This is a genomic window from Anaerolineales bacterium, from assembly GCA_030583885.1.
Lineage (GTDB): Bacteria > Chloroflexota > Anaerolineae > Anaerolineales > Villigracilaceae > Villigracilis.
Map to the genome: position 1 here is coordinate 848,674 of CP129480.1, position 18,647 is coordinate 867,320.

The window sequence follows — 18,647 nt, forward strand, 5'->3', positions numbered from 1 at the left end:
AAAGACACCCTTGAGTTTTCCGGGGTGTCTCTTTTTATTCCAGGACACTTTTTTATCTGGGTGCACCCAGATTGATCCACTGTTTGACGATCTCCAATTCCTCCGAGGTGAACGTGTTAAAGTGGTCATCGGATTGAACCTGTATCAGCAGGCTGTCATCGGCATTGCCGGGCAGAATCACCGCGCCGTTGTCCCCGCCTTGCATGGATGCCTCATACGACGAAAGGTCCAAGCCTTCCGGGGCGCTGTCCCCTTCCGTGTGACACCCCGTACAGCTGATTGCAAAGAGCACACCGATATAGTTGTCAAATGTCGGGTCGTCGCTCAGGGTTGGGACTTCAAGGGCAGGCTCGGGCGGGGGGAGCTGCGCTTTCAATATCTCGCGCAGGGCCGGGGCGTCAAATCCGGCAAAGGTGTACACATTCCCATGACAGGCGCTGTTCGAGCAGAAGGATGTGTTGCTCGTTCCGCCGGGGTCGCTTACGCCATGACAGTTGGAGCATGAGGGACCAAGCGCCTGGTTGTGGAGGTTGATCCAATTTGGGTTGAAATGGGACTCTGGTTCGGGTCCGCGGCTGATCTCGATGTTGATCAGAAAATCCTGCGAACCAGCCACAATCGGGATGGAGTGGCACAGGTTGCATTCAAGGCGGATCGCTTCCTTCTCCGCGTTGAGATGCGTGCCGCCATGACAGCGGAAACACCCCGGCTCATTCATATGACCAAGGTGGTTGGGATGGGTCGTCGGGTCTATTTTTTGGTCGTGGAATACGGTGCGGTCATAGATGGCCTGGATCTCTTTCACGGCCTGTTGTATCTTTTGGCCGTTCTGGCTGTAGTAATCGAACAGGTTCCTGCTATAGTCATCTTCGATGGACGCTATGGCCTTCACTGCATCCTCATGCGTTGCGTAGGCTGCGCTGAGAGCCGTCACAGCCTTTACGTGAATTAAGGGGATGGATGGGTCGATCAGACCGCGCGACATCGACAGGTCAACGGCATCAGCCGGGAACATGAACTCATGGGTCACACGGTTATGACAGGTAATGCAGTCCATTGGTTTGAGCTGGTTTTCGTCCAGGCCGGCGGGATCAAAACCCGATTCGACGTCGGTGTATTCCGTATATGTGCCATCGTCGTTATAAACGCGCACATAAGGGATATCCTGGTTGAGTTCGTCGCTGGAATAGTACATGACTTTATTTGCGATGTGCCAGTGGATGCCGCGCGCTTCCCCGGTGCGGGCATCGCCCCCGCCTGTCTTCATGATGATGTAGGTGGTGGAGGCGGTATTCAGGCGGTCGTCTCCAAAGCGATGGATCAGGCGCAGGCTGTCATCCGAAAAGGTTTCGGGGCGGTGGCATTTTTCGCAGGTTTCCACGGATGGGCGCAACACCTTGGCGCGGATCGGAAATTCATACAGATTGAATATCTGATAGTAGGATTCCTTGATGCCCTGCGTCTTTCGCATTGCCTGATCGAAGAATGAAGCGCGCCCGATATGGCATTCCTCGCAGGTGACGTTGGAATGAGGCGATTCCTGGAACACCACGCTTTGCGGGGGCATGGTATGGCAGACCGCGCCGCAGAACTGGTTCGAGTTGGTGTATTCCCATGTATGAATCCCGCCAAACAGGATGGCAAACCCAGCAACGATCAAGGTGATGTATGGCAGCAGAAGAATCCAGCGCGGGGAATCCGGCGCGGGGAAGAAAAACCTTCTCAATCGTTCTCGAAATTTCATGATGCCCTCCGGCTTGTGCAGTTGATGTTTTTTCGAAGAACTGTCTTAAAAAATGGATGCGCTAAATTTCCCGGTGCATCCATTTCGATTAACTATGGTGTGGTTCCAGATTCCTGCGGAGCGGATTCTGTAATAGGCTGAACCGTGGTCACGGAGGTTACTTCAGCGTTGACAAAGCCGTAGATTCCAGCCAGCATGCCCAGGGTCAGGGCTGCGGCGATGGGATAGTAGATCATCTGCCGTTTGCGCAGGGTCGCAGCGTCGGGACGTCGGTCCGTGATACCGGCTTTGATATCCGCCAGTTCAAGAGGGTGTTCATGAAGCATTTCCTCTTCGGTCATTTTGCCGTTGAACATGGCTTTGTTGAAGCGTTTGATGTGCACGCCATACATGTGCCAGATGATGATGGCAAGCACAGCCAGCACGGCCTCACCGCCATGCGCGGCTTTTGCGGCAGGGACGAATTCGCCGGGCAGGAAGGTCGTCGCAGTAATGGGATTCCACATGATGAAGCCTGTGAGCCCCATGATAATGGCCCCCCAGACGAATGCCCAGTATTCCATCTTTTCTTCGAAGGTGTAGCGGCCCATTTGCGGGTAGGTCTTTACAAAGCCGATATTGTAGAGCAGGGCTTGAATACCGTCCCTGGCGTCCTGCAACGTGGGCAGCATGGACATCTGGTCGCGCAAGACGAAAACGCTGTAGCCCATGACGAGGATATGCCAGGCGGTGCCGAGCATCATCACGATGGCGGCAATGTGGTGGATCTCGCGCAGGGTTTCAATACCGCCCATTCCGTTGAGGATGGCGCGGGAGAGAGCGGCATCCGGAAATCGCTGCGGGAGCCCTGTGGTGCCGAGGATGGTGAAGGAGAGCATCATCAGCCAGTGTTCGATGCGGCGCACAAGCGGGAAGCGCAGGTAGGCTTGGGTTACTTTGTTCATGCGGGTTTCTTTCCTTTCATGCGGTTGACGATGCGCCTGTAAATATCGGTCAGGACAAAAAAGATCATGCCGCCCAGAACGGTGGGGATGAAGAACTTATAGAAGAGGTTGACATAATAGACGATGGGGTAATGTTCAGGACTGGGCTCGTAGTGGCTCATCCATGCGGCGGGGAAGTTTGCAGAGGCGCCGGGGTGACAGCGCTGGCATTGAACGAGCAGGTTCTCCTGCATGGCGATGCCCGCTGCGGGGTCGCTTGTTTTTACGATGTCATGCACGCCGTGACAGTCGGTGCAGACGGCTTTGTTGGTGGGCTGGTCGGGGAATTGTTCCTCGAAGAGCTTTACCGTCGTGCCGTGGAAATCTGCGACATAAGAGTTGATCACGTTTGTGGAAATGCCGTATTTATCCATGATCTCGGCGTTTGCATGGCACTGGGCGCATAGACCGGGCGTGCTGTTATGGAAGGAGGCTGTGGTGGGATCATGGATATCATGCACGCCATGACAGTCGGTGCAGGTGGGGACGTCCACGTTGCCTTCCTCGGTCAGCGCTTTGCCGTGGACGCTTTCCTTGTACTGCTCATACTTTTCCAAGTGGCATTCGGCGCAGGTTTCAGGGACAAGCCTGCGGGCGGCGATGGTTAGTTGTCCGCTTTCCTGCCCGATCAGGCGGGGTTGTGTATGCGGGTTATGACAGTCCGCGCAGATGGGGGCATTTTGGTTGCCTGCATCGAAGGCGATCTGATGCACGCTGTCCTGTATTCTTTCGTATTTGTCTTCGTGACATTCCTTGCAGGTGTCGGCGAGCGCCAGTGAATAGGCACGGATGTTGTTTTCCCTTACGGATGGGTGGGGATAGTCGCTGATGTCGGTGTGACAGTCCACACAGTTGATGTTTTCCTGCGCGTGAACGGACCGCCCAAATTGGATGGGGTTGATGGTAACGGCCAGTAATTCTGTCCCGAGTTTTTTGGTGATATCCTGCTGTTGGTGGCAGGCCAGACAAAAATCATTGGAGGGTTTGTCGTCCTGATGGACGGGCGCGGCCTGGGCGGGCGTTGTGAGAGATGTCAGGGCGAAGGCGAAAAGCCCAAATCCGAGGATCAGGATGAAGGCCTGCCTTGGGCGAAGCCGAAGGGTCGAGGTGCGGGGCAGGCGAGGCAGTGTCCTTTGGGGCATTACAATCTCCTTAGCTTTAAAATAATTGCTGTATTATAGTATGAAATAACGTCATGGGGTATATGCCCCATATTGTAAAAGGGGCTGTCATGGGGAAAAAGTGTTGATTATCACTATTTCGGGGTGATTAACAAAAAAGATGGCGGACTTACAAAGTCCGCCATCTTTTTGTTGCGGGCATTGCTTACGGGCGAGTGTACATGCTTACATTCCCGCCCAGATCCTGGATCGAGTCGATCAGGAACTGGATCACGAACTTGGGATTGTGGGTGTAGGCGCCCGGGTCCTTCAGAACGTATTGATAATTGAAGGCGGCTTTGAGCAGGCGGGGAGTCCATGCTGCATAGCCCTTGCCTTCTGCATTGAAGAAGTAGGGAAAGGCATGCGCGTCATAGGTGATCGCGCCGCCTGCGCCCTCGGCATACTTCTGCATCTCGGCATAGAGGGCTTCCGTGAGCGTATCGATCTCGCCCTTGACGCCTTCGGTCACATCACCGTCACCATCATAATCTACATCGTTCTCGCGGATGGCAGTTGGATCTGCCGTGCCGTGGCAGGATTGGCAGGCTTCGAGCTTGGGTTCCAGCGCGTGGACGTCGTGACAATCCTGGCACTTGTTCAGTCTGCCGGTCTCGCTGGCGTGCATATTCTGCCCCACATACTCCTTGTCATCGTACATGTATGCACCCTGCGCATCTGCACCGAAGAGAGTTGCTCCCGCGGCGAAATAATGGATGTTGCTGAAGCGGATGCCTGGATCGGGGGTGTCGAGGTCTTTGGTGCCCAGTGCGCGGTTCAGCGTGGGTGTGGAGGAGCGTCCCTGATGGCAGAGGAGGCACATGTTGCCTTCATTCGCCACGTAGTTACCGTCCGCATCCTTGCCGCCAAAGCTCAGTACAGCACTGCTGGGGAAGGTTACGCTGGCGACAACATAGCGGTCGGGCCAGGAGGCTTCGTTATGGCAGGTGGAGCAGGCAAAGCCATTGGAGGACGGGTTCGACAGGTTCGCGCCTTCTTTCAGGAATTGGGGCAGGCCCGAGGCGCTGTGGCATTTCGCGCATGTGCCCGGCACGGTGTAAACAGGCTCGCCGTCGCTGTTCAAATCCCAATAGCGGAAGGCGGTGGTATTACCGGCAAAGTGACCGGCGTCATCGCGCGCCATGCTGCTGACATCGCCGCCGAGGTCGGCGATCGAGTCGTGCAGCAGCTGGACGATGTATTTATTGCCATGGGCAAACGCCCCGGGATCTTTGAGGGAGACCTGGTAGTTGTAGGCGGCTTTGAGCAGGCGGGCTGTCCAGGTGGTGTATCCTGCCGGACCATTTGCGCTTTGATCAGCAACGCCATCCCCATCAGCATCGGCGAACCAGTAGGGGTAGGCGGCAGAGTCGTAGACGATGCCGGTGCCGGCTTCATCGGCGGCATAGGTCTGGATCTCGGCATACAGAGCAGTTTGTAAGCCTTCGATTTCATAATACATGCCTTCAGAGACATCGCCGTCGCCATCGTAGTCTTTTGCAGAGGAGACCATGCGGACGTTCTTGAGGTCTTCCACTGTGGAGACATCCTCATGGCAGAACGCGCACTGCTCGACTTTGACTTCGAGCGTGTGCGGGTTATGACAGCCAGTGCAGGAGTCATAGCCTTCGACGTGGTCGTTCTTGGAGTCGTAGACCAGACCTTCGTATTGATACCCGCCCTGTACCATGCCGCCATAGAGTGTTGCGGCGGCAGCGTAGTAGTGAACATTGCGGAAACCAAAGCGGACATCATTGCCCTGGTCGTCCTTGATGGGGGCGACAACTGCGTCCATATCCGTGATGGAGAAGCGTTCAATCTGCGCATCCACACTGACCTTGGACTCGCGTCCCTGATGGCATTCCATGCAGCGGACATCATCCCCTGCGGTGATTTCGACACCGGAGGGGAACTTTACAGTGGTCTTGGAAATGGTACCGGCATTGTGGCACGCCACACATGTCACACCCTGGGCATTCGTAGCGGGTACGGCGGTGTCCACTTTGCCCGCTTCAGAGCCGTCCACGCCCAGGAAATCCCGGTAGCCATCGGCGGAATGACACTTGGCGCACGAGGTGGGAACCTCAGCGGGATCTTCCGCATCCCAATGACGGAAGGGTTGACCGGCGACATCGGCATGAGCGGAGCCCTGCCATTCCGCCAGATAGGGCATTTCCGGCAGGGTTGCGGCGGGAACTTCGGTCTCGGTAACTGGCTCGGCGACTGCTCCGCCGCCGCACGCCATCAATACTGCGCCGCAGACGATCAATCCACCGAATAAAACAAACATTTTCTTAAGATTCATTCGTGAGTTTCTCCTTTTTTCGTGTTAGAACGATAGAAGACATATATGGGTGCGAAACCTCTTTTTGGGAGGTTCACTGATGTAACATGAGAAAATTTACCGAAATTCTAACTTTATAGATTATTAATAACAAGTTAATTTAGGCTGGGAATGCACGATAAAAGTCACAATAAGTATATTTAACTTTTTAGTGTATCGGCGGGGATTTGTCAATACAAATTATACACCATTAAAAATTTCTGAGGCACATCAAGAACCCTTCTTCCCATTCTTGCAGGCGCAATGAATAAACAAAACGATGACGGGATTTGGGCCTTTCCCGTCATCGTTTTTCTTACCCAACTGCTTTAAAGGCTGTCCTTGCGGACGGCGTCCGATTATTTCAGTGCTTCGAGAGCCATTTCCATCAGGGCGTTGAAGTAGTTCGGGTTGTGGATGCCATTGCTGCCATCTTCATGAACCAGGTTGTAGAAGAAGAGTGCCTGGGCGGGACCTGCGTCATAGCTGCCGGGAACTGTGGCTCCTTCTGCGTCAATCATGCCTTTTGCGCGCAGAGCCGCTTCCAGTTCCTCGTATTTCGCGTTGAATTCGGTCAGGTAGCCGCCAACGTCGAAGTTTTCTGCGCCGTCATGGCAGGACTGGCAGGATGAGATCTGGGCTTCAAAGGTGTGGACCTGATTCTCTCCCATGTGGCAGCCCACGCAGGTGTTCTCCACCATGGAGTAGTGCGCGCCGGGTTTGCCTTCCACGCCGAAGTCGCCAAGGCCCATCAGCACATCAACCTGAACGCTGTAGTGGGTGTTGAAACGGACGGTGGCTGCATACTTGGTGGCATCGTTCGCATCCACGAAGCTGCCCAGGTAACGACGGGCTTGGTGGCAGTTGGCGCACAGGTTGCCCGCGCCGCCATCGAAGGTCGCGCCGCTGGTGACCAAGGTCACAGGATCATTGGTCTCGAGCGCCCAGTCTTCGCCGGTGTAGGTGGTATGGATTTGATGGCAGGTACGGCAGTCCTGGTGGGTCGGAGCAGTATTGCCCGACTCGACCTGGCTGAAGTTCAAGCCGGCTGCGATCATTTCGCTGAAAGCGGCGCCATCGTGACAGCCCGCGCAAGCTTGCCGTTCGCCTGCATAGGCGAGCCCTTCACCGGTGCCGTGGACGGATGTTTCCCAATTGGCTTTATGCCGCGTGATAAGGGCTGTGTCGTTGTGGCATTCGGTACAGGTCAGGTCAGCGATGCTCATTGGTTCGCCGACAGGACCGGCGGGACCGACAGGACCGGCGGGACCGACAGGACCGGGTGTGCCACAGGCTGTAACAACAACCGCAGCGATGATCAAGACGCCTACTAAAACAAGCATTTTCTTAAGATTCATTGTTGCATTCTCCTTTTTGTTAGTATTAATCGTAAGATGTGTTTTTCTTTATGTTGTGAGAACCTCCTTCTTATGTATTCTTGTAATTCGAGCAAATACCTCAGAATTCTACGCATTTGTAATATTAATGGCAAGTTAATTTTGGCTGAAAATACGTGACAAAAGTCACGACAATCTGGATGAGGTTTGTAGTGGTACGGGGAAAGTTGTTAGGACAAATTAGACATCAGATGAGCTGTCCAGGCCCAGATCAGGCAGGACGGATTCGATCTCTTCGGGGCTTTGACCCGCTTCCAGCCTGTCCACCACTTCGTCAAATTCGGCCGGCAGGTCTTCGCCCATTTCCCCGCTCATTTTCCGCATCATCTGTCCGAGGGCTTTGGGGTCATCCTTGATACCCTCGAAGCCGGAGAAATCCCCTGCAACGGACTCGAGGCGGCTCTCTTCGCTTTTCGCGATGCGGACTTTCGTCATACGGCGGCGGACTTGGCTGCTCCCACAGGATGCGCAATGGATGGGCTTGTTGCCGTATTCACTGAAGGTCATGAACACGTCAAAGCGCTTTTCGCAGGCGTTGCAAAGGAAGTCATAGGTGGGCATAGGCCTATTTTAACCGAATCAGGCCGGGCTGTGGAAGAGGCGGCAGCCTGTTTGGTACAATTAATCAATGTCCACTGAATTCGATCTCCGCAAGCCCAACCCATTATTGATCGTCATCTCGGGCCCGTCCGGGGTTGGGAAGGATTCCATCGTGCAGCGCATGATCGAGCGCGGGTTCCCATTCCATTTTGTCGTCACCGCCACCACGCGCGAAAGACGCGAAAACGAAACGCATGGCAGGGATTATTGGTTTGTGTCAAAAGATGAATTTGCGCGCATGATCGAGCAGAATGAATTGATCGAATATGCGATCGTGTACGGCGATTACAAGGGTATTCCGAAGGCGCAGGTGCGCGAGGCGCTTGCCAGCGGCAAGGACGTGGTCATGCGGCTCGATGTGCAGGGTGCTGAAAGTGTGCGTAAACTTGCGCCCGAGGCTTTGTTGATCTTCATCACCTGTGAAAGCGAGGATGAGTTGGAACGCCGCCTGCGCGAACGCAAAACCGAAACCGCCGATTCCCTTTCCCTGCGCATTGCCACCGCGCGTAAGGAATTGCAGCGCCTCGACGCCTTTGACTATGTGATCGTCAACCAGGATTTTCATTTGGATGATACGGTGGACAAGGTGCGCGCCATTATTTCCGCCGAACATTTACGCGTGCATCATCGCAAGGTGACTTTATGAGCAATTATCCATCGGGACGGGAATCGCCCGCGCCTCCCTCCACGCTTGAGCCTGCCGCTCCCGCCCAGACAGTGCGCGTCGCCCTGCCCTCCCTGCCTCCCACTGTGACGTACGTGCTGATCGGTTTCACGGTGTTCGTTTATCTGCTGCAGATGCTGAGCGTGGCGCTGTGGGGCCATGCTGCCTATCAGATCGACTGGCTCGAAATTTACGGTGCGCGGATCAACAGCGCCATCCGTGTGGGGGAGTTGTGGCGGTTTATTACTCCCGTTTTCCTGCACGGCTCCCTGCCGCATATTTTTTTCAACATGTATGCGCTGCTGGCGATCGGCGGTTTTCTGGAACGCCAGCTTGGGCACGGCAGGTTTGCATTGCTGTATTTTCTCGGTGCATTTTCGGGGAATGTATTTTCCTTTCTCTTTACGGGGGAGAACGGATATTCCGTCGGCGCATCCACTGCGGTATTCGGCCTGATCGGGGCGCAGGCGGTTTTCTTTTACCAGAACCGCGAGTTGTTTGGCGGGCAGGCGCGTCAGGCGATCGGCAACACGGTCTTTATCATTGCCATCAACCTGTTCATCGGTTTGTCGCCCGGCATTGACAATTGGGGCCATGTGGGCGGTCTGCTGGGTGGGGCAATGTTCGCCTGGTTTGCCAGTGTTCGCTGGATGGTGATCGGCATTCCACCTGACATGACGTTGTCTGATCAGCGCGAGCCGCGTGAGATATTCACCGGCGCTGGGATCGTGTTTCTTACCTTCGGTCTGCTTGCCGCGTGGGGAATGTTTTACAAATAATAAAACGCCCGCCCATTATGGGCGGGCGTTTGAAAAATAAGTGTCGCTTTGATTAACTTGCATGCGCCAGTCTTGGGTCCAGGGCATCGCGCAAACCATCACCGATCAGATTAAAGGAAAGCACCGTGATCATGATCATAAATCCGGGGTAGAACACAAGATGGGGGGCGGTGAATACCTGGTTGCGTTCCGCGCCAAGCATGGAACCCCATTCAGGTGTGGGAGGTTGTGCGCCAAGGCCAAGGAAGGAAAGCGCTGCCGCGTCCAAGATAGCGGATGCGATTCCAAGCGTCCCTTGAACGATCAACGGGGTCAGCGCATTCGGCAGAATACGCCGGAAGAGGATCTGCATATTGCTCCCGCCCAGGGCGCGCGTCGCTGAAATGTATTCCATTTCACGCACCGTCAGGACCGAGGCGCGCATCACACGGGCATAGGCCGGGATGGAGACGATGCCAATTGCGAGCAGGGCATTGATCAGCCCCGGACCGAGAACCGTAACAATGGCAATGGCAAGGATCAGGGATGGAAACGCGAGCAGGACGTCCATGATGCGCATGATGATGTTGTCCCACCAGCCGCCGAAGTAACCAGCCAGCGCCCCCAGGGTTGTCCCAATAATGATTGCAAAGGTGACCGTGGAAAACCCCACCATCAGACTCAAGCGCGCGCCATACAACAGGCGGCTGTACTGATCGCGTACGTTTCCATCAATGCCGGCAAAGTGCTGGGGTTTATCCTCTGGACATCCCAGAAGATGGATACAGGGCTTTTCCCTTGCCTTGACATCCTCAAGACCAATCAACACATCCTGATATCCATATGGCGCAAGCCATTGTGCCGAAAGGGCAATGAACACTAAAATGCCGAGTATCATCATGCCTACAATGGCGGAACGGCGGCGGAATAAGCGGTGCCAAGTGATCTGCCATAGGCTTGTGGATTGCAGAGGTAATCGTTCCGCGTCGAGTAGTTGTGCAATATTTGTATCAGTGTTTGCCATGGGTGCTTCCTAGCTAAGACGTATCCGAGGATCGAGATATGCATACGATATATCCACAATCAGGTTGATGATCACGTAGAAGAAAGCGATCACAACGGTAAAGGATTGCACGATGCCGTAGTCACGCGCAGTGATGGCTTCAAACAGTGTGCGTCCCAACCCGGAGAGGCCGAAGACCGTTTCGGTTAACACCGCGCCTCCCAGCAAGCCTCCCAGCGAGAGTCCTATGACGGTGACAAGTGGCAGGAGCGCGTTGCGGAATGCATGTTTTACGATCACGCCCATTTTCCCCAATCCCTTGGCTCTTGCGGTGCGGATGTAGTCCTGCCCGAGCACATCCAGCATGGCGGAACGCGTCATGCGGGCGATCAGCGCCATGGGGATTGTGCCGAGCGCAACCGCCGGCAGGATAAGATGCTCCACCGCATCCCTGAGAAGTTTCCAATTGGAGGTCAGCAAGGCGTTCAGGATATTCATGCGTGAAAGGAAGACAAGCAGCGCCGCCCAAAATCCGCCATCGGGAAGATCCCAGCCCCACACCTTGAAAAAGGGATCGTTTGGGATGCCGGCAGTGATCCGCCCGGAGGGAGGCAGCCAGAAGGGGGTGTCCTTCAACAACAGGGAAAAAACATACGCCAGCATCAAACCCAGCCAGAAGACCGGCATGGACACGCCTATGTTTGCCCATATCATGGTAAGCACGTCGATCCAGGTGTTGTGTCTTACCGCGGAAATGACCCCAAGCGGAATTCCAACGACCATGCTGATGAAAAGAGCGGCAAGACTTAATTCCACGGTGGTCGGCAGCCGTTCGATCAACAGGCGTGTGACGGGGATATTCATGCGGATCGAATTGCCAAAATCGCCGCGCAGCACCTCGCCCATGTAAATAAAAAGCTGTTCGGGAATGGGTTTATCAAGCCCTTTTTCGCGCATGAATCTTTCACAGACGGCCGGCGTGGCTTTTTCGCCAAGAATGGCTTTGCACGGATCGCCGGGGATCACGCGCGCGATAATAAATGTAACGATTAGGATTCCAAATAATACCGGTATGGATGAGATGACCCTGCGGATGAAGTACTGGAGCATGGGGATATGCCTCTCTAGTAATACGGGATGGTAGAAAAACTACCATCCCGTATTTTATTACACTAAACGTGTTCTTACTTGTTCATCAAGCCCCAGAGATAGTCGTAGTATTCCCAGGCACCGGTGTTGCCCTTGTGAAGTGGGGATGATGCGTCAAGACCCATGGTGAAGGTCGCAACCACGTCATTGGCATCGAAGGTCGAGCCATCATGGAATGTTACGCCCTCACGCAAGGTGCAGACCCAAACTGTGAGTTCATCGTTCGGTTCACAGACGGTTGCCAGGCCGGGGACAGCTGCCGTGCCGTTGATCTCGTATGTATAGAGCGCTTCAACAACCTGCTCACAAGCGCGCAGGGATTCGCCGTCGGTCTCATCCGCACAGAACAGGCTGATCGGTTCAGCGTTCTGCATCCAGACGAAGACGTCGCGGCCGCCTGGATCCATTACGGCAAAGTATTCGTTACCCAGCGGGCTGGCTTGCTGGTTGGTGACATCCGCAAGATAGGCTGTGCCGGAACCGCCGTGAGCCACAGGGATCATCGGGGCGAATTCACGGATGGCATTGTTGGCTTCCACATACAGCGGTTCGGATTCGGCGGGATCGGCGATCTGGGCACCCTGAGCCAGTAACTCAGTATAGGTCGGCGATTGATTGCCGAACTGCGGGTTGGCGGCGCCAAAGTGGAAATCGAGGAAGTTGGTAACGTGCGGGAAGTCTGCGCCCCAACCGAGCAGGTAGAGACCATCCAAGCGGCCGGCTGTTGATTCTTCAATGAAGGCGCCGGATTCCATGACGACGATCTCGGCGTCAATGTTGAGGTTGGCCTTCAACTGTGCCTGAATATCCTGGGCAACGTTGCTGACCTGCGGCAGGTAGCCGCGGACCACATCGCGATAGAACAGTTTGGTGCTGAAGCCATCGGGGAAGCCGGCCGCTGCCAGTTGGGCGCGGGCAGCTTCCACATCGAATTCATACCACTCATCACCGGTGCAGCCATTCGGGATGGAGCACGGGGTGAAGTGCGAAGCAACTTCAGATCCAGGAGGATAGAAGGTGTCCACGATGCGCTGGCGGTCAATGCCCTTGGAGATCGCCTGGCGGACATCCTGGTTGTCGAGCGGCGCGAAGGTGTTGGTAAAGCCAATGTAGAACACATTCAGAGCCGGGCGTTCGTTCAGGGACAGGTTGGTGTCAGCGCTAACGACATCGAAGTCGGCAGGACCGACATTGTCAATGCCGTCAATCGTGCCGGACTGCAGTTCGAGCAGGCGCTGTGCCGATTCAGTGGACCAGCGGAAGACGAGGGTTTCCGCCTCAGGTGCTTCACCCCAATAATTAGGATTGGCAGTGAAGGTAATGCTTTCACCGCGGTTCCATTCGCTGAGGACGTATGGTCCTGTGCCAATCGGATTCTCAAGACCTTCGCTGGTGCGGCTCTCGTCACCGGCAGTGGCTTCAAGCCATTCTTCCGGGTAGATACCGTACACGTTGAAGGCGATCTTTGCGAGGAAGGCGGGATCGGGCTGGCACAAGCTAAATGTCACTTCGTACTGACCGGTTGCTTCAACCGACTGAATGATTTGAGGTGCAACACATTCAGATGTCAGGGACTTTCCTTCAAAGTCGTCCATGGGTTCGGCGGGGGCTTCGGTTGGTGCAGGCGCTACCGGTTCAACAGGAGCGGGTGCTTCGGTTGCTGCTCCGCCGCATGCCATGAGGACCATGCTGGCGAGAATGAACAACGAGAGTAGGGCGAACAGGTTTTTTTTCACGTTTCTCCTCCATAGAGAAATAAGGGGTTTGGGGTTTTCATTCGGGAAAAGCAGGGGGAAATTACTCTCTTGCAGGGTGCCTCCTTTCAAAAGAACAACGGCTCACATTATACACTTAATACAATCGCAGTGGAAAACCAATTCCATTTAACCCTACTGCGGAGGGGTTTTTATGCCATACCCCGCCAATTTTCTCCCCGCACTTCGGGCATTTCCCGTCCCCTGTGATGTCATACCCCCGCACAACGTACCCGCGTCTCTTTACCAGCGGGTGCCTGCAGGCCGGGCACAGGGTATCTTCATACTCCCCGACATGTCCCGGCAGATTCCCGGCATAGACGTATCGCAGTCCCGCCTCGCGTCCGATCTCTGCCGCGCGGATGAGGGTCTTTGCGTCCGTGTTATCCGGCTCGGTCATCTTGTAGTCCTTGTGGAAGGCCGTCACGTGCCAGGGAATATCCACAGACAAGCCCGCGAGGAAACGCGCCGCATCCCATAACTCCTCATTTGAATCGTTGAACCCGGGGATTACCAGTGTCACCACCTCCACCCACAGCCCTGCCTCCCGCGCGCGCTGGATCCCATCCAGCGTGTGTTGCAGCGTGCCGCCCATCTTGCGATAGCCTTTATCGGTCATGCATTTCAAGTCAACCTTGTAGGCGTCCAGGTATGGGGCAACGTACTCCATTACCTCGGGTGTGTTATTCCCATTCGAGACGTAGGCGCACATCAATCCATTTGCCTTGGCGGCCTTGAAGATATCCAATGCCCATTCACTGGTGATGAGCGGCTCGTTGTAGGAAGAGACCACCACCGAGGCGCCCGTGCTTTGCGCATACTCCACCATCTTTTGCGGTGTCATCTCGCGGATGAACTGTGCCGACACATCCGAAGCGGGATCGCGCATGGCTTGCGATGTCAGCCAGTTCTGGCAATACGGGCAGTGATAATCACAGCCCAGCATTCCAAACGTTAACGCATTCGTGCCGGGCAGGACGTGCGAAAATGGTTTCTTCTCGATGGGGTCGCTTTGCAGTGCCGCCACATACCCGTGCGGTACGCGTAACGTTCCACCCTTGTTAAAACGTACCTGGCAAATCCCGCGCCTGCCCTCGCGAATCAAACAACGGTGTCCACACGCGAAACAGCGCAGCGAGTTGTTTTCCAGCTTTTCATACAACTCGCCTTCAACCGTCAAACCGTCCAGTACATTTGCCAGCGAACTCATTATAATAAGCCTGTGGTACATGGTATCGCTTAATTTGTTTAATCTGCGTGCGAAACTTACTCGTAAATTTTGATGAAAGGTTTATTAATCAGTGAAACTAGCGATAACTGTTGTGGTTCAAGCAGGCGGGCAATCCTCGCGCATGGGGGAGGATAAGGCGCTGAAACCTTTTCTGGGGAAGCCGCTCATTGAGCGCGTGGTCGAGCGGATGTCGCCGATCGCGAATGAGGTGATTGTAACGACGAATCGTCCCGCCGACTATGCTTTTCTTAAGAATGTGCGCCTCATTTCGGACCTCAAGCCCGGGCGCGGCGCCCTCGGCGGACTCTACACTGCGGTCGCATCTGCAAGCCATCCGCTGGTGGCGGTGGTCGCTTGCGACATGCCTTTTGCGAGTAAAAATTTCTTTGAAAGTGCAAGCAGGCTCATGGTCGCTCAGGAGGCGGATGTCGTCATCGCAAAACTGGACGAAGGCTATGAGCCCATCCATGCCTTGTACCGTCGCGGGACCTGCCTGCCCGCCATCGAATCTGCAATTGAAGCGGATCAATGGAAGGTCATCGCCTGGTTCCCGCAGGTAAAAGTACGGACATTATCGCCCGAGGAAGTCCGTGCCTTGGATCCATCGGGCCTGTGCTTTTGGAATCTCAACACACCCGAGGAATTTTTGGAAGCCGAGCGGCGTGCTCAACAAACCGGTTAACCAGTCTCCAACCTATCTGACTATTAAAACCGGACAGGGCGCATATGCCACGACCTTTTGACTGGTGCTGCCCAGGATCAGGCCTGCCAGCCTGCCGAGACCGCGCGACCCCATCACAATCAGGTCGCTCTTGCGCGTGGTCGCGATCTCGATGATCGCTTCGGCGGAGTTGCCTTCGATGAGATGCGTGTGGAGCTTGCATGGCACGTCCCCCACTTCCGCCACTGCATCTGCGAGGATCTTCTCTGCTTCGCCTTTGCGGCTGTTGATGGCGATCTGCATGTTCGGTTCGCCCAGATAAACGGGAATCGTATCGTACACGACCACAACATGCATCTCGCTGGATTTCACTGAGCGCGCCAGTTCGGCGGCTTTTTGAGCGGCCCGCAGGGCATGTTCCGAACCATCCACTGCCAAAAGGATATTGTCAAACATATTACCTCCTTATTGTGTTTTTACACGCCTTTCTTTTCTAGTATACAATCAGTTCATATAAATTATATTAAAGGAGACTTACATGTCCATCCCCTCGTCAACCCGGCTGGGTGCGAACCTCGATTTGATCCGCAGGCAGTTCCCTTCCCTGAACCGCCCCGCTGTGTTCTTTGACAACCCCGGTGGAACTCAAATTGCCAAGCCATCCCTGGAACGTATCAATCGATACTTAATTGAGTGCAATGCCAATCATGAAGGTGTATTTGCAACCAGTATTGCATCGGATGAGGTTCTGGACGAGGCTCACCGCGCAATGGCTGACTTTTACAATGCGGCCTCTCCGCAGGAGATCATCTTCGGAAATAACATGACCACCATAACCCTCCATCTCAGCCGCTCGATCTCGCGCGAATGGAGGCAAGGGGATGAAATCGTGGTTACCCGTCTCGATCACGATGCCAATGTAACACCCTGGGTATTGGCGGCGCAGGACCGAGGGGTAACGGTCAACTGGGTGGATTTCGACGTTGAGGATGGTACGCTGAAACTGGATGACCTGCAAAAGGCATTGGGGCGAAAACCGCGTCTTTTGGCCGTGGGATACGCGTCCAACTCGCTTGGGACGATCAACCCGCTGGAGAAGATCATAAACATGGCGCATGAGGCTGGCACGATGGTTTATATTGACGCGGTCCAATATGCCCCGCATGGCCCCATTGATGTCCAGAAGTTGGGCTGCGATTTCCTGGTTTCGTCCGCCTATAAATTTTTTGGAACCCATTCGGGGATATTGTATGGGAAACACGCCCTGCTGGAGAAATTATTTGCATACAAGGTGCGTCCTGCAACAAATCAACCCCCCGGTAAGTTCGAAACCGGAACACAAAATCACGAGGGCATTGCCGGCGTGCTTGGCGCAATTGAATATTTTGAATGGGTCGGGAGGGAGTTTGGCGCAGAGTATGTCGAAGGACTGGCTGAGGATAACTATCAAGACCGTCGATTGGAGCTCAAGAAGGCGATGACAGCCATCCGCGCCTATGAATACGAACTTGGGCGCGCACTTCTTTCCGTCCTCGAATCTGTTCCAGGACTGCGACTTTATGGACTGAGCGATGTCCGCCGTTTGGAAGAGCGTGTGGCGACCTTTTCCTTCCGTTTGAAAGATCTGCATCCACGAGTCGTTGCTGAAAAGCTGGCACAGCAGGGGATTTATGTGTGGGACGGGAACTATTATGCCGTCAACGTAACCGAGCGGCTTGGGTTGGAAGACAATGGCGGCATGGTGCGGGTCGGCCTCACCCACTATAACACTCTTGATGAAGTGGAGCGTTTAAGGGAATCATTAATAAAAATTACAACCTCGACAGGCAGTTAAGTTAAAAAATAGAAAGGAGGCATCCTGGTTTGGGATGCCTCCTATAATGTTTTTGTTATGCCGTCCTAGGGGCGGCCTCCCGGCGGACCCGCACCAGCTGGGGGACCAACACCTGCCGGCGGACCGGCTCCCTCTGGAGGGCCAGCGCCTGCCGGCGGACCGACACCTTCCGGAGGCCCAACACCTTCCGGCTGACCGGCAAAATCGGGTTTTCCGTCGCCATCCTCGTCATTCGGCGGACCCGCGTGTTCAGGGCGTCCGATCAGATTCAGTCCCTGCCAAATTTCGCCCCACCCTGCGCCAGCGCTGCGGGCTTCAAGGAATGTGGCAGGATCATCACCGGTGATCAGACTGGTTTGTAAAGCCAGCATGATCTGCCCCCAGCCAAATCCCTCACAGAACCAGGCTTGTAACGTTTCATAATCCGTCTCGTAGCGTTCAGACAACCGGCCGCCAAACGGATGTTCGTCATCGGATTGCGTGCAGAAGTATCCACTGGACGGATCATCCTGCTCGTCCCCTTCGTCATCCTGCTCTTCAACCTTGACTTTGAGTGCGGAAACGTTGCCATCTTCAATCAACGTTCCATCCACCTCCACAGTATCGCCCACTTGAAGAGTTGTAAAGTCAAAATCCTCGCCGGGGACGACTGTATAGGTTTCTCCCCCTTCGGTTTCAACCGTGAACGTGCCGGCATCCGCATCAATGGCTGTTACTGTGCCGGTGAACTCCACCTCTGTACCTGCCTGGGCGGCGGCTGGCTGTACGTTGGCTATCACCATGGACATGGCAATGAACAGCGCAAAAATCAGATTTTTCTGCATAATTTACTCCTTTTATCAACTATTCGTACACAAGGTCAACATGGCGGGGAAACTGTCAACAAGCATGCCTACGGATCGGTTGTGAACCCAATATCTCGCCAGATTTCTTCCCATTCTTTTTCCAACAGCATTTCAAGCAATGCGTTCGCCGGGACATCGACCGCTTTGCTGGTTTCCAGCGCAATCAGGATGTTTTCAAAACTGTAACCGTCGCAAAACCAGGTCATCACCTGTTCGTAGGGAACTTCGTGGGTTTTCGAAATGCTTTGACCGATTGGATGCAGGTTGTTGATGTCCGTACAATCGAAATTTCCCGCGGATTGACCCGCTTCCCGATCATTTGATAGCGGAGATGAGGTTGGTTGTGCGTTGTCATCTGCCGCATCACTGCCTGGTTGGAGAAGGCCGCATGCAACCATTCCGAAGAGCGCCAGCGTGAGCAGGGCACCCGGTAAATTTTTCTTGAGGGATAGTTTCATTTTTATTTACCTGCACAGTTGTGACCTATATGACGAAGGAGAGGCTGATTTGTTACAGCAATTATCAGGCCTGATACTGATAT

At 54.6% G+C, this 18,647-nt stretch carries 17 protein-coding genes; 4 read left to right on the top strand and 13 right to left on the bottom strand.

All coding sequences use genetic code 11. The features are described from left to right. Positions 1 to 52: 52 nt before the first annotated feature. From QY332_04345 to QY332_04370, 6 genes are all read right to left on the bottom strand, one after another. On the bottom strand, positions 53 to 1,744 hold the full coding sequence (locus QY332_04345) for a NapC/NirT family cytochrome c (GenBank protein ID WKZ37155.1): 1,692 nt from the start codon (positions 1,742 to 1,744) through the stop codon (positions 53 to 55). A gap of 92 nt (positions 1,745 to 1,836) precedes the next feature. Next, the gene (locus tag QY332_04350) at positions 1,837 to 2,688 is read right to left on the bottom strand and encodes a cytochrome b/b6 domain-containing protein (protein ID WKZ37156.1); all 852 of its coding nucleotides are present in this window, start codon (positions 2,686 to 2,688) and stop codon (positions 1,837 to 1,839) included. Further along, positions 2,685 to 3,869 (bottom strand): ammonia-forming cytochrome c nitrite reductase subunit c552, encoded by a 1,185-nt coding sequence (locus tag QY332_04355; GenBank protein WKZ37157.1) that lies wholly within the window; start codon positions 3,867 to 3,869, stop codon positions 2,685 to 2,687. The genes QY332_04350 and QY332_04355 overlap by 4 nt, the downstream gene beginning before the upstream one ends. 184 nt (positions 3,870 to 4,053) lie before the next feature. Continuing rightward, the gene (locus QY332_04360) at positions 4,054 to 6,192 is read right to left on the bottom strand and encodes a hypothetical protein (protein ID WKZ37158.1); all 2,139 of its coding nucleotides are present in this window, start codon (positions 6,190 to 6,192) and stop codon (positions 4,054 to 4,056) included. Positions 6,193 to 6,569: 377 nt separating this feature from the next. Further along, positions 6,570 to 7,568 (bottom strand): collagen-like protein, encoded by a 999-nt coding sequence (locus QY332_04365; GenBank protein WKZ37159.1) that lies wholly within the window; start codon positions 7,566 to 7,568, stop codon positions 6,570 to 6,572. A gap of 219 nt (positions 7,569 to 7,787) precedes the next feature. Beyond that, positions 7,788 to 8,168, bottom strand: coding sequence for a zinc ribbon domain-containing protein (locus QY332_04370; protein ID WKZ37160.1), 381 nt, complete (start codon positions 8,166 to 8,168; stop codon positions 7,788 to 7,790). A gap of 67 nt (positions 8,169 to 8,235) precedes the next feature. On the opposite strand from QY332_04370, the gene QY332_04375 reads away from it, so the two are divergent. Then, a complete protein-coding gene (locus tag QY332_04375; GenBank protein ID WKZ37161.1) occupies positions 8,236 to 8,853 on the top strand; it encodes a guanylate kinase in 618 nt (205 codons plus the stop codon). Continuing rightward, complete coding sequence (locus QY332_04380; protein ID WKZ37162.1) at positions 8,850 to 9,650, top strand: rhomboid family intramembrane serine protease; 801 nt, start codon at positions 8,850 to 8,852, stop codon at positions 9,648 to 9,650. Before QY332_04375 ends, QY332_04380 begins: the two co-directional genes overlap by 4 nt. Positions 9,651 to 9,702: 52 nt before the next feature. Here the strand turns inward: QY332_04380 and QY332_04385 are convergent, their stop codons facing one another. The 4 genes from QY332_04385 to amrS form a co-directional block, all read right to left on the bottom strand. Then, positions 9,703 to 10,653, bottom strand: a complete 951-nt coding sequence (locus tag QY332_04385) for an ABC transporter permease (GenBank protein WKZ37163.1) — start codon at positions 10,651 to 10,653, stop codon at positions 9,703 to 9,705. A 9-nt stretch (positions 10,654 to 10,662) separates the two neighbouring features. Then, positions 10,663 to 11,742 (bottom strand): ABC transporter permease, encoded by a 1,080-nt coding sequence (locus tag QY332_04390; GenBank protein WKZ37164.1) that lies wholly within the window; start codon positions 11,740 to 11,742, stop codon positions 10,663 to 10,665. Between the two features lie 74 nt (positions 11,743 to 11,816). Then, the gene (locus tag QY332_04395) at positions 11,817 to 13,517 is read right to left on the bottom strand and encodes an ABC transporter substrate-binding protein (protein ID WKZ37165.1); all 1,701 of its coding nucleotides are present in this window, start codon (positions 13,515 to 13,517) and stop codon (positions 11,817 to 11,819) included. A gap of 115 nt (positions 13,518 to 13,632) precedes the next feature. Then, positions 13,633 to 14,745: an AmmeMemoRadiSam system radical SAM enzyme gene (gene amrS / locus QY332_04400; GenBank protein ID WKZ37166.1), complete on the bottom strand. Its 1,113-nt coding sequence runs from the start codon at positions 14,743 to 14,745 to the stop codon at positions 13,633 to 13,635. A 91-nt stretch (positions 14,746 to 14,836) separates the two neighbouring features. Here amrS and QY332_04405 point away from each other — a divergent pair, with 91 nt between their 5' ends. Beyond that, positions 14,837 to 15,448 (top strand): molybdenum cofactor guanylyltransferase, encoded by a 612-nt coding sequence (locus QY332_04405; GenBank protein WKZ37167.1) that lies wholly within the window; start codon positions 14,837 to 14,839, stop codon positions 15,446 to 15,448. Between the two features lie 12 nt (positions 15,449 to 15,460). Here QY332_04405 and QY332_04410 read toward each other — a convergent pair whose 3' ends face one another. Continuing rightward, positions 15,461 to 15,883, bottom strand: a complete 423-nt coding sequence (locus QY332_04410) for a universal stress protein (GenBank protein ID WKZ37168.1) — start codon at positions 15,881 to 15,883, stop codon at positions 15,461 to 15,463. A gap of 82 nt (positions 15,884 to 15,965) precedes the next feature. Between QY332_04410 and QY332_04415 the strand changes: the two genes are divergently transcribed. Then, on the top strand, positions 15,966 to 17,261 hold the full coding sequence (locus QY332_04415) for a cysteine desulfurase-like protein (GenBank protein ID WKZ37169.1): 1,296 nt from the start codon (positions 15,966 to 15,968) through the stop codon (positions 17,259 to 17,261). Between the two features lie 65 nt (positions 17,262 to 17,326). On the opposite strand, the gene QY332_04420 is transcribed toward QY332_04415, so the two are convergent. Together QY332_04420 and QY332_04425 are read right to left on the bottom strand one after the other, a co-directional pair. Beyond that, positions 17,327 to 18,085, bottom strand: coding sequence for a DUF5666 domain-containing protein (locus QY332_04420; GenBank protein WKZ37170.1), 759 nt, complete (start codon positions 18,083 to 18,085; stop codon positions 17,327 to 17,329). A gap of 68 nt (positions 18,086 to 18,153) precedes the next feature. Next, complete coding sequence (locus QY332_04425) at positions 18,154 to 18,564, bottom strand: hypothetical protein (protein ID WKZ37171.1); 411 nt, start codon at positions 18,562 to 18,564, stop codon at positions 18,154 to 18,156. Between the last annotated feature and the right edge of the window lie 83 nt (positions 18,565 to 18,647).